The 11,979-nt window shown below is 43.0% G+C and carries 11 protein-coding genes, 1 pseudogene and 2 riboswitches; of the genes and pseudogenes, 2 read left to right on the top strand and 10 right to left on the bottom strand.

The genetic code is table 11. The annotated features are described in order from the left end of the window. Window positions 1-474: 474 nt before the first annotated feature. The 4 genes from GD002_RS17250 to GD002_RS17235 all read right to left on the bottom strand — a co-directional run bounded on the left by GD002_RS17250 (window position 475) and on the right by GD002_RS17235 (window position 4,238). Entirely contained in the window at window positions 475-1,191 is a 717-nt protein-coding gene (locus tag GD002_RS17250; RefSeq protein ID WP_153733607.1) for a LutC/YkgG family protein, read from the bottom strand. Further along, on the bottom strand, window positions 1,188-2,615 hold the full coding sequence (locus GD002_RS17245; RefSeq protein ID WP_153733606.1) for a LutB/LldF family L-lactate oxidation iron-sulfur protein: 1,428 nt from the start codon (window positions 2,613-2,615) through the stop codon (window positions 1,188-1,190). Before GD002_RS17245 ends, GD002_RS17250 begins: the two co-directional genes overlap by 4 nt. Before the next feature lie 22 nt (window positions 2,616-2,637). After that, window positions 2,638-3,357, bottom strand: a complete 720-nt coding sequence (locus tag GD002_RS17240) for a (Fe-S)-binding protein (protein ID WP_153733605.1) — start codon at window positions 3,355-3,357, stop codon at window positions 2,638-2,640. 158 nt (window positions 3,358-3,515) lie between these two features. Next, a complete protein-coding gene (locus GD002_RS17235; protein ID WP_153733604.1) occupies window positions 3,516-4,238 on the bottom strand; it encodes a FadR/GntR family transcriptional regulator in 723 nt (240 codons plus the stop codon). A gap of 234 nt (window positions 4,239-4,472) precedes the next feature. Between GD002_RS17235 and GD002_RS17230 the strand changes: the two genes are divergently transcribed. Further along, window positions 4,473-6,299 carry an L-lactate permease gene (locus GD002_RS17230; RefSeq protein WP_153733603.1) on the top strand — a complete coding sequence of 609 codons (1,827 nt, stop codon included), beginning with the start codon at window positions 4,473-4,475 and terminating at the stop codon, window positions 6,297-6,299. 157 nt (window positions 6,300-6,456) lie between these two features. On the opposite strand, the gene GD002_RS17225 is transcribed toward GD002_RS17230, so the two are convergent. From GD002_RS17225 to GD002_RS17205, 5 genes and pseudogenes are all read right to left on the bottom strand, one after another. Further along, window positions 6,457-6,627: a hypothetical protein gene (locus tag GD002_RS17225; protein ID WP_153733602.1), complete on the bottom strand. Its 171-nt coding sequence runs from the start codon at window positions 6,625-6,627 to the stop codon at window positions 6,457-6,459. Window positions 6,628-6,642: 15 nt separating this feature from the next. After that, window positions 6,643-8,418, bottom strand: a pseudogene (gene thiC, locus GD002_RS17220) (phosphomethylpyrimidine synthase ThiC). A 117-nt stretch (window positions 8,419-8,535) separates the two neighbouring features. Next, window positions 8,536-8,652: riboswitch (TPP riboswitch) on the bottom strand. A 45-nt stretch (window positions 8,653-8,697) separates the two neighbouring features. Further along, on the bottom strand, window positions 8,698-9,237 hold the full coding sequence (locus tag GD002_RS17215; RefSeq protein WP_228548414.1) for a methylated-DNA--[protein]-cysteine S-methyltransferase: 540 nt from the start codon (window positions 9,235-9,237) through the stop codon (window positions 8,698-8,700). Next, window positions 9,230-9,544, bottom strand: coding sequence for a DMT family transporter (locus GD002_RS17210; RefSeq protein WP_194841672.1), 315 nt, complete (start codon window positions 9,542-9,544; stop codon window positions 9,230-9,232). The genes GD002_RS17215 and GD002_RS17210 overlap by 8 nt, the downstream gene beginning before the upstream one ends. 2 nt (window positions 9,545-9,546) lie before the next feature. After that, window positions 9,547-9,891, bottom strand: a complete 345-nt coding sequence (locus GD002_RS17205; protein ID WP_153733600.1) for a DMT family transporter — start codon at window positions 9,889-9,891, stop codon at window positions 9,547-9,549. Window positions 9,892-10,045: 154 nt separating this feature from the next. Continuing rightward, window positions 10,046-10,148, top strand: a riboswitch (SAM riboswitch). A gap of 84 nt (window positions 10,149-10,232) precedes the next feature. Here GD002_RS17205 and GD002_RS17200 point away from each other — a divergent pair. Further along, the gene (locus GD002_RS17200; protein ID WP_153733599.1) at window positions 10,233-11,363 is read left to right on the top strand and encodes a methionine biosynthesis PLP-dependent protein; all 1,131 of its coding nucleotides are present in this window, start codon (window positions 10,233-10,235) and stop codon (window positions 11,361-11,363) included. A gap of 103 nt (window positions 11,364-11,466) precedes the next feature. On the opposite strand, the gene GD002_RS17195 is transcribed toward GD002_RS17200, so the two are convergent. Next, window positions 11,467-11,649, bottom strand: a complete 183-nt coding sequence (locus GD002_RS17195; RefSeq protein WP_153733598.1) for a hypothetical protein — start codon at window positions 11,647-11,649, stop codon at window positions 11,467-11,469. Window positions 11,650-11,979 lie beyond the last annotated feature (330 nt).

The following is an 11,979-nucleotide window of genomic DNA, read 5'->3' as shown; positions in this document are numbered from 1 at the left end:
TCCTGGCGTTTACTCTATTGTAAAAGAAAAAAGACTGTAGGCAAACTCCAAATTTCCGGAGTTTGTCTACAGTCTGAAACACCTTCCGATGAGGAAGGTGTTTCAGCTTGTAGACAAACACAAAAATCTAAAAAATCGGCACACAATCTTTAATTTTACAAAAGATTAGCACGCTAACATTGTTCTATAATAAGAGCTTACCAATCGCTTCTATTTCATAAGCTGAAGAGGAACGAACTACTTAAAAAATCAATGTATTACGCTAGTTGATCGTAGTGGAAGGCAGTGACTCCTTGGGGATCAGCGTGCGTCTTGAGACCCCGGAGGTAGCGGAGCGGACGAGGAGGCTCAAGCCACGCCCCCAGGAAAGCGTCCGCCTGGAACGTAGATCAACGGTACCCTGCCCACTTCCTTTCTTTTGTCTACAGTCTGAAACACATTCCAATGAGGAAGGTCTTTTATGCATTAAGATCATCAGCGATCATTCACTACAATATAAGTTGCTTTCACAGGTCCGTGTACGCCAATCACCAAATTCATTTCAATATCGGCAGAGTTACTTGGACCTGTGATAAAATTGATGCAGGAAGGAATTTGTTCCCCACTATCGATTTTCTCCCGAATTAAATCCGCTGCTTGTGTGATTCTTGGTACCAACGTACTTTTCGGAATGATCGCGATATAATTCGTTGGCAATAAACTGACGGAGCGGCCTTTATCCTGACTACTCAACAGCACCACAGTTCCCGATTCTGCAAGCGTCATATCACTGAAAGTAATGCCTACATTTGCTTGTTCAGCCAATTCAATATTCTTCGCACCAAGTTTCGTGTCCCAGCTATTAACTTCTATGTTTTCTGCCGGCCATTGCTCATCAATCAAATACGACAACCCGAATTCAGTAAAACGCTCATCTGTCCAAAGAGATAAAGGGCCGCCACCATATAATTTCACAGCTTCATCCAAAGCCTGCGGGAGATCCGTTAAAGTCGTCTCGATCAAGTCGGTATGGATTTGAAGACACTGATTACGCAACACTTCAAGCAATTCATCTGTTGAAGCGTCCTTCAACACCGAACGCTGTGGTTGATGTTTCCACACAGGCTTCTCCACATGTAATCTAGGTTCTCGTCCTAATTGGGTAGCAATTTCACTTAGAAAGGTCTCTCGATTTTGAATCTGTCCTGTCATTTCGATTTACCCCCTTTCTGATCATAAAACCAATCGCGAAAACGTTGATTTCCCACTGCAGGAAACTCCCGCAAGTCCGTCCATTCCTTCAGTGGGCCAGGCCCTTTAGAGATCCGTTCATTTTTCGTCAACGGCTTCATGGCAGTGGATGCCACTTTTGCGCCCATCGAATATAGGGGGTTCGACGATGCTCCAATTCCAAATGCTTTCATCGCAAGTCTTTCTGAAATCGGTGCCCGTCCTTCTTCCTCTACAATCACTTGACGATGCTTATGAAGCAGCTCATGTAGAGGGATTTTCACTGGACAAGCATCCGTACAAGCACCGCATAGCGTTGAAGCATACGGTAACTCTTTGAAATCATCATAACCTCCTAGCAATGGTGAAAGTACAGCGCCAATTGGTCCTGAGTAAATAGAACCGTACGAGTGTCCACCAATATGACGATAAACAGGACACACATTGACGCACGCAGCACAGCGTATACATTGCAGAACGGACTGGAATTCAGTTCCTAAAATTTTGGAGCGACCATTATCCACAATCACTAAATGGAATTCTTCCGGTCCATCGACATCCCCTTCACCTTTTGGACCTGTCAACGCGGTCACATAGCTCGTGAGCTTTTGACCAACGGCACTGCGAGTTAATAAACTGACTAGCACTTCGAATTCTTCAAAAGAAGGGACGATACGCTCCATGCCCATCACGGTAATTTGTGTTTTTGGCAGTGCCGATACAAGCCTTGCATTTCCTTCATTGGTCACAAGGCTGATAGACCCTGTTTCCGCAATGGCAAAATTACAACCTGTAATTCCAATGTCAGCTGCTAAAAATTCTTTTCGAAGTTTCTCTCGAGCATGTAATGCCAATTCCTCTGGTTTGGAGGTGTTTTTATAATCTAGTTTTTCGGCAAACACATCACGAATTTGTTCTCTATTTTTATGTAGCGCAGGTGCCACAATATGAGATGGAGGATCATGATCGTCTACTTGTAAGATGTATTCTCCTAAATCCGTTTCAATGACTTCACACCCTGCCTCTTCCAGACACGCGTTCAGATTGATCTCTTCTGTTACCATCGATTTCGATTTCACGACTTTCTTGCCTTCTTTTTTCTCCACGACGTCCCGGATGTAAGCGCTCGCTTCCTCAGCCGTTTTAGCGAAGAACACATGCCCTCCTCGCTGTGCTACATTTTCACTAAGCTGATGCAAATAAAAATCCAAGTTTTCAAGTACGTGCTGACGAATTTCTTCTCCATGCGACCGCCATTCTTCCCAGCTTCCGAGTTCATTAGCGGCATCCAACCTACGACCATGTAATCGTTCCTGCGCACTAGCCACGGCTTTTCTCATAAAGTCGTCTGAAATATTGTCTTTCGTTCGATCATTAAAGTTTTTTGTACTGAATTTCATTGCCATACAACTTCACCTCTTTTCTGAATTACTCACGACTATTCAATACTTCCGCTATATGCATGACACGAATCGGCTTTCCTGTTCGTTCTGCGCGTCCACCGATATTCATCAAGCAACCGCAGTCCGCTCCGATTAAATAATCTGCTTCTGTTTCTACTGCACTATTCACTTTTTCATCTACCATTTGTTCAGAGATAGGTCCCATCTTAACCGAAAATGTTCCACCAAATCCGCAGCAATTATGAGCATTTGGCAAGGGAATCATTTCGAGGCCTTCCACTTGCTGTAGCAGTTTTTGGGGTGCTTCCTTCACGCCTAACAATCTGGTCATGTGACAGGATGGGTGATATGTGGCTTTTCCTGAAAGTTTTGCCCCTACATTTTCGACTTGCAATACATCTACTAGAAACTCTGTGAATTCATACGTTTTATCCGCGAGTTCTTGCGCTTTGGTTTTCCACTGCGGATCATCTTGGAATATTTCCGGGTACATCTTAAACATCGTCGCGCATGATCCAGACGGTGTCACCACATATTCAGCCATTTCAAAGGTTTTGATCATATTTTTCATCGCTGATTTTGAACTTTCCACGTATCCACTGTTATAGGCAGGTTGACCGCAACATACTTGCCCTTTTGGAAAAGATAGTTCACAGCCTTGCCGTTCCAACACTTCCACCATGTCTTTTCCTGCATCTGCATAAAACATATCGACTAGGCATGTGATAAATAGGCTAACTTTCATATTTCATTCACCTCTCTGGAATAGATTACAATAGTCAACAGGTCATCAGATGACTTCACGTTATTTCATAGCATACTATAAATCTTAGAGATTTAACAGAGCATTCATTATATTTCCTAACAAAAAAGTTCACTCGTTCGTCGACGAGTGAACTTTTTTTATTTATTAAGTGATTGTAAATAATTGGACAACACAGACTCTACATTAAACAAATGGGTTTGCATGTTAATAGCTGCGATATCTGGCTGTTTATTTTTAATTGCTAAAAAAATCGATTCATGTTCCTCGTACAACCGGTCGACGGTCGCTGCGTCTGTGTACAAACAAATACGGCGCGTTTCTCTCATAGATTCTCCCATCAATTCCGCAACATGATTCATCAAGCTAACTAATAATGGGTTCCCTGTCGCCCCTGCAATAGCAAAATGAAAATCCAAATCCGCTTTCTCGCCAAGAATAATATCTCCCGCATGCTTTTTCATTTCTTTTAAGGCTATTTCCATCCTGTCTAAATCTATTTGAGTTCGCGTCTCCGCTGCACTGGCCGCTGCTCCTGTCTCCAATATTTTCCGAACTCCTAACAAATGAGAGATATCTTCCTGACTCATTAACATCGCACTTTGTAATGGAAATACAACATCCGCAGATGAAAACTCCATAACATAAGTTCCTTCTCCTTGACGCATTTCGATTAAACCCATTGCACGCAATGAAGTCAGCGCTTCACGAATAGCTGATCTTCCCACATTAAAACTTTCCGCCAGTTGCTGAACAGAATCCAATTTATCTCCCGGCTTCAATTCACCTGAACGTATAGAGTTCAATAGGGTCTCTGCTACTTCTTCATATATTTTTTTAGGCTTGATCTGCTTGTATTTCACCATCGTTCACTCCTGTCTTCTGCCCTTATTATAATCTATAATCCAACACATTGGTTTCAAAAGCTGTGAACAAAAAATGATTTCTAATAATACAAATAACTACTTGTCTTTTAACCTACCAATCTATATAATCAGGAAAAGCATCATAAGTCATTAGGTCATCAGATGACCTAATGACCAAATACGATTTGGAAGCGTTTTCTAATCAAGTTCTTTGTAAAGGAGGCTATTAATTTGAGTTTATTGGTTCTATCACTTATCGCCTTGCTGCCTATCGTCACGATTTTAGTATTCTTGGTCTTATTAAACTGGCCTGCTAGTCGGGCGATGCCTATCGCTCTTATCGTCACTGCACTCGTCGCTATATTCGTCTGGGGTACCAAAGCAAATATTGTGGCTGGTGCCGCATTCAACGGATTAATTACCGCTTTGGAAGTTATATTTATCGTCTTTGGTGCAGTGTTGCTTTTGAATACGATCAAAGAAAGTGGTGCCATTCATACGATTCGAGGTGGTTTCACTTCTATTTCACCTGACCGCCGAATCCAAGCGATCATCATTGCGTTTTTATTCGGTTCCTTTATCGAAGGTGCTTCTGGTTTCGGTACGCCGGCTGCGGTTGCCGCACCGCTTCTAGTAGCTGTCGGTTTTCCAGCGCTAGCTGCCGTCTTGGTATCACTCGTTATCCAAAGTACAGCTGTTTCTTTCGGTGCAATTGGGACACCCATTCAAATCGGTGTGAATACCGGGCTCGCGGATCAACCTGCAGTCATGGCAGCACTAGAGAAAGCTGGAATGAGCTTTCCTGAATACCTACTTCAAATTACTGCTAATACGGTACTAATCCACGGTGTGATCGGTTCATTGATCCCATTATTCTTGGCCGCACTATTGACTCGCTTTTTCAGTCCTGCTAAATCATTCCGTGAAGGATTAAAGGTTTGGAAATTCGCATTATTTGCAGGATTAGCTTTTACTATTCCGTATTTTCTTATCGGGATTACATTGGGTCCTGAGTTCCCTTCATTGCTCGGTGCTCTTATTTCATTGGTCATCGTGGTGCCTGCTGCTCGTAAGGGATTATTTATGCCAAAACCGGAAGACACATTCGAATTTCCATCACGTGCACAATGGGAAGAAGATTGGTTTGGCAAGCTAAATCATGAAGCAGCAAAGCCATTAGACGAAAGCCGCAAGATTTCCATGTTGAATGCATGGATGCCATATGTCGTTCTTGCTGGTTTGCTCGTATTGTCTAGAACAATTGATTCTTTCACAAGTTTATTGAAGCATCCCGCTGTAACATTGACGTTTGAAAACATGTTTGGTTCAGGCATCACCACAGCCTCTACTCCATTATTCTTGCCTGGTTTCTTCTTTATCATCGCTTCATTGTTCGGTTACTTCTTACATCGAATGAAACCTTCAGAGTATGTGCTAGCATGGAAAAATTCATTCATCACGGCGGTTACTGCAGGTGTTGCATTGATTTTCGCGGTACCGATGATCAAAATATTCCTAAATACTTCATTAGCTGCTGGAAAAGTCGCTGCTGACAATGCCTATTTAGTTGGAGAAAATATGCCATTGATTTTAGCACAAAGTGTATCCGTCATAGCTGGAGACTTCTGGCCACTCGTTGCGCCAATCGTGGGCGCACTCGGTGCTTTCATTGCAGGTAGTAATACCTTCAGTAATATGATGTTTTCTCTATTCCAATTTGGCGCTGCTGGAAATATTGGATTGGATGTAACTCAAGCAGGGATCGTTGTAGCGATGCAAGCTGTCGGAGGTGCTGCCGGAAATATGATCTGTGTGCATAATGTCGTAGCTGCTTCTGCTACCGTCGGATTGATTGGGAAAGAGGGACTGCTAATCCGTCGTGTGTTATTCCCACTTAGTTATTATTTATTGACTGCCGGATTCTTCGGTATGGCGTTCATCCACGGATTCTTGAATATCTGGATAGTCATCGCGATCATTATTGTCGCTGCCTACTTGTTTAAAATGGCAACAGATAAACGGAAACTCTCCGTTGAAACACTGCGTCAACCATCGTAACTATAGAATGCAAAAAAGAGCCTTTTAATCGGCTCTTTTTTGCGTTTAAGATGGGTTACTGTTATGTGTAAACACTCGATTGGCAATAGTTTTGGCGCGGTCCTCCACATGTTTCGCGCGGTTACACATCATCTACCCTACTGCCTTCCCATTTCACTCAATAATGGACACTCTCTACCTTTTTGCATTTTTCACATTCTCGCTGTGTCGGAGTTTCTTTAAATTGATGATCACACTCCGATTGAAGCTGATGCAATCGCTCTTCTAATTGACGCAACCCTTGCCGTTGCACTGCTAGTTGACGGACTAACTGGTTCGCAACAGTCATCTCAACCACTCCTCTTTAAAGATAAATTTCAGCACCGGCTTGTTTAAATTCTTCTGCTTTTTCTTGCATCCCCTTTTCAATCGCCAGTTTCTCCTCTAAACTATTTTCATCCGCATACTTGCGAATATCGTGGGAAATGCGCATACTGCAGAATTTCGGCCCACACATCGAACAAAAATGAGCCACTTTCGCACCTTCAGCCGGTAACGTTTCATCATGATACTCCATCGCACGCTCTGGATCCAAACTCAAATTAAATTGATCTCTCCAACGGAATTCAAAACGCGCTTTTGACAACGCATCATCCCGCTTTTGTGCGTTCGGGTGCCCTTTCGCTAAGTCCGCTGCATGAGCTGCTATTTTATAGGTAATGACCCCTTCACGAACATCCTCTTTATTTGGCAAACCGAGGTGCTCCTTCGGTGTGACATAACACAGCATGGCGGTTCCGAACCAGCCAATCATCGCAGCACCAATTGCGGAAGTGATATGATCATAAGCAGGAGCTATATCTGTCGTCAAAGGGCCTAACGTATAAAATGGAGCCTCTTGACAAATATCCATTTGCTTCTCTACATTTTCCTTGATCAAATGCATTGGAACATGACCCGGACCTTCCACCATCACTTGTACATCATGCTTCCAAGCGATTTTCGTCAGTTCACCTAGCGTCTCCAACTCAGCGAATTGTGCCTCGTCATTAGCATCTGCAATCGAGCCTGGACGCAACCCATCTCCTAATGAAAAGGAAATATCATATTGCTTCATAATTTCACAGATTTCCTCAAAATGCGTATAAAGGAAACTTTCTTGATGATGTAACATGCACCATTGCGCCATAATCGAGCCGCCACGTGAAACGATCCCTGTCACTCGATTGACCGTCAATGGGATATAGCGTAATAATACGCCCGCATGAATCGTGAAGTAGCTAACTCCCTGCTCAGCTTGTTCAATCAATGTGTCGCGAAATACTTCCCACGATAAATCTTCCACTTTGCCATTCACCTTTTCCAATGCCTGATAAAGCGGTACTGTTCCCACTGGCACAGGAGAATTACGGATGATCCATTCACGTGTCGTATGAATATTTTTCCCTGTAGATAAATCCATAATATTATCTGCGCCCCAACGTGTGGCCCACGTCATTTTCTCCACTTCTTCTGTAATCGATGAAGAGACAGCAGAGTTTCCAATATTCGCATTAATTTTGACATGAAATTTACTCCCGATAATCATTGGTTCTGCTTCAGGATGATTGATATTGGACGGGATGATCGCACGACCCCTTGCTACCTCGTCACGCACAAGTTCAGGTTCGACCCCTTCACGAATAGCGATGAACTCCATCTCAGGAGTAACCATTCCTTTTCAGGCATAATGCATTTGCGTAACATTTCTCCCTTTTTTAGATCGTAATGGCTTTAGCTTTAATAACGGGAATTGCTCATCGTTTTTCATTTGTTCCAATGAACGAAATCCATTGTCCTGTGGTTTCACTTCTCGTCCCTCATACTCTTCGACATCGTTGCGCTCCCATATCCAGTCTCTCTTAATAGATGGAAGCCCTTTTCTGATATCGACTTCGTAACCAACTTCCGTATACTTTCCACTTGTATCATAGACGCGGAACGGTTCATTTGAATACTTGCCTTGATCGGTAACGGTCGGTGATAGCTCGATTTCACGCATAGGTACGAGCAGATCTTCACGGCTCCCTTGCACATACACTTTCTTGCTTGCCGGAAAACAATTATGGATCTGGATTTCTTCTTCCTTCGTTTGTTTCATTTGTCATCGTCTCCTTTTTGAGGGTAGACCATGACTCCATCCGAGTAAAGGGAATCAAAAAAGACCAGTCCCGTAGAAATGGACCTGGTCTTCAAAACGCACATAAACGTACGCTGATTGATAGATTGAAAACTTCCCCACGCTGGTACGAGCCAGATCAGGTCCAAAGAGTTCGGAATGCGTTTCATCCATTCCATCTCAGTCCAGTCACGCTGGACACCCCTAGTTATAGTTATTGAATTATCGAACAACTCCAGTTTATCATAGTCTTACTTCTTGTCAACTAGAGGAATGAAATGAATTACTTTCCAATCGGATCAACCTGTCCTTTATCTCCTGTCCGTCCCGATATCCTGATAAACTGCCATTCTTAGCGACCACTCGGTGACACGGAATAATCAACAATAGCGGATTCCTTCCGATTGCTGAAGCTACGGCTCGAACTGCGGAAGTTTTGCCGATATCTGTAGCGATCTTTGAATAGGTAACCGTCTCGCCATACGGAATACGGCTCAACGCTTCCCAAACTTGGAGTTGAAACGGTGTTCCTGTCAAGTCTAATGGGCAAGTGAAGTCCATTTGCTCGCCAGACAAATACCTTTTGATTTCTCTCGTATATTCATCTAATTTATGAGCATCTTCTATTATTGCAGTAGTGCCAAGCTGTTTGCCTGCCCAATCCTTCAGTTCCTTAAAGCTATTCTCTGCTAAGCCTACATAGCAAAGACCTGTTTCAGTAGACGCCATTGTCACGTACCAATCTTGAGATACAAAGCTTGTCCAATATAACAGTTGCTCCACAACCTTTCCCTTATCCAAACAGTTTCAATCCAACTGCTCCTAGAATGATTAATGATAAAAAGAAAATCCGCTTTACGCTAGCCGACTCTTTAAAAAACAGGATTCCTGCAAGTACTGCCCCAGCCGCTCCTAAACCTGTCCAAACAGCATAGGCCGTACTCATTTGAATATCTCGCATTGCGAGTGATAGAAAAATAAAACCGAATCCAAAAATCCCTACAATGAATACTAGCCGCGGTATCGTACGCTTCTGTAAATAATAATTGATACTCATGACACCAAAGATCTCGCCTAGACTGGCAATTGCCAAATAAACCCAAGCCACCGTCAGCCAACCCCTTTTTGATTTTCTTCATCTACGTGTTCATCCGTTGTCAGTTTGATTCCCACCACACCAATCACTATTAAAGCAATAAATGATAGTGTGATCCATGTGAAGTCGGCTTGAAAAACGAAGATATCGACCAATAAAATGGCAGCCGCTCCAGACCCAGTAAATACGGCATACACCGTACCTGAAGGCAATTTCTCGCATGCCTTAATAATGCAATAAAAACTGACAATAATCGCCATCCCCGTTCCAATCCATTGCATCATCGTATCCGAGTAGCGAAGTCCTACTACCCAAAAGATTTCTACAATCGCAGCCAAGATGACATAATTCCAAGCCAAATTGAACATCTCCTTTCATTCGCTTGTATTGCCTATCAGTATAGCAAATCGATCACCTAAACAAGAAACCATTCTATCTACTAGAGGGACGCTTGCATCTGCAATACCTACATGATAGAATGAATCTGTCAACATATTTACTATATTATGAATATTCTTATCGAGAGAGACGGAGGGATAGGCCCAAAGAAGTCTCAGCAACCAGCCATATGGGCATGGTGCTAATTCCAAGGGTGATATCACCTTGAAGATGAGAATACTAAAAACACACGTGTACGTTCGAGGGGCCTATTCGAAATGAAGAGGTTCTTTTTTATTTTTTCTGAGGGGGATGGATATTCATGACAAACAACGAATTAGAAACGAGATTAGTCCAACTAGGAAATCAGAGTGATGAGAAAACAGGTGCAGTCAACCCACCTATTTATTTATCCACGGCTTACCACCATGCGGGTCTTGGCCAGTCTACCGGCTACGATTACACACGAACAAAAAACCCAACACGTTCCATTTTGGAAGACGGTATAGCCAACCTAGAATCCGGGGATCAAGGATTTGCCTGTAGCTCTGGCATGGCAGCCATTCAGCTGATTTTATCGTTGTTTAAAACGGGTGACGAACTTCTTGCACCAGAGGATCTATACGGCGGCACCTATCGCTTATTTAACCAATATGAAAATACTTATCAGATTTCTACACGTTATCTTTCATTCGACGATGTGGAAGCGGTGGAACAAGCGATTACAGACCGGACGAAAGCCATATTTTTGGAGACTCCAACCAACCCGCTCATGTTACAGATCAATATCGCAATCTATGCAGAGCTTGCTAAAAAACACGGTTTGTTATTGATTGTGGATAATACGTTCTTAACACCGTATTTCCAGCGGCCTATTGAAGATGGGGCAGACATTGTCATCCATAGCGCTACAAAATATATCGGTGGTCATAATGACGTGCTAGCCGGACTTGTTGTAGCTAAAGGAGAGGATCTTAGCGAACGTCTATTTACGAATCATAATGCAATGGGTGCTACCCTTTCACCACTCGATTCATGGCTTGTAGTACGGGGTCTCAAAACTCTACATTTACGAATGAAGCAACATGATGCGAACGCAAAAGCAATGGTTTCCTATTTAGAGCAAGAGCCTTTAATTGCAGATGTGCTGTATGCAGGGATCGGCGGTATGTTGTCTTTCCGTGTACAAAATAGCGAGTGGGTCGGTCCTTTCTTAGAGAACATGAAGCTCATTTCATTTGCGGAAAGTCTTGGTGGGGTTGAAAGTTTCATTACCTATCCGACGACACAGACGCATATGGACATCCCGCTTGAGGAGCGAAATCGCCGGGGTGTTGATGATCGACTTTTGCGTTTCTCAGTCGGCGTAGAAGATGTGAACGACTTAATAGCAGATGTCAAACAAGCTCTCTATGCTGCAAAGGAAGCTGTTGAAAGTGTAAAAGTGAATTAACACTCCTCCTCCTGCGTTTGGTTGCAGGAGGTTTTTTTGCTTGATGGCCACATAAAAAAAGACATCCAAACCTTTGAATCCGGCTTGAATGTCTTACACGTAATTATTGAGCTTGCTGCCACTTTTTCTTTTCACTTGAATAAACAACTGCCACTGGCGCTGCAATGAACGCTAATGCCGCAATACCTGCAAGCATGCCTACCCATTCTTTACTTCCTAAAGAAAATCCGGCTCCTGCACCTATTCCAATTCCCGCAAAAATAGCCAATGCAACAATCTTATACATACCAGTTCCCCGACCTTTCAAGTTAAAGACTCTTCACAAGTTCCGAACCATTCGTTGCTCATAGCATACTCTATTTGAGAACAATTTTCAAGCGTAAATGAGAATCTTTTTCATTTATTTCGGTTGCGGTGTATGAGCGGTTACGCAATTTTATGAGCGGCTGTAATAATTTATGAGCAACTACCATTGAATTTAGATCACCAACACAAAGAGCTCTTCCCAACATAAAAAACTGTCCAGAAAAGTCACTTTTTGAAGTGACCCCTTAAAGTTAGACACGGTTATTTCATCAGGCAGCTTTGGTAAAATGAGTTCGGTATTGCACCGGAC

It is taken from the genome of Sporosarcina obsidiansis (assembly GCF_009651005.1).
Classification (GTDB): Bacteria; Bacillota; Bacilli; order Bacillales_A; family Planococcaceae; genus Sporosarcina; species Sporosarcina obsidiansis.
This window is presented reverse-complemented; position numbering and strand designations above follow the sequence as displayed.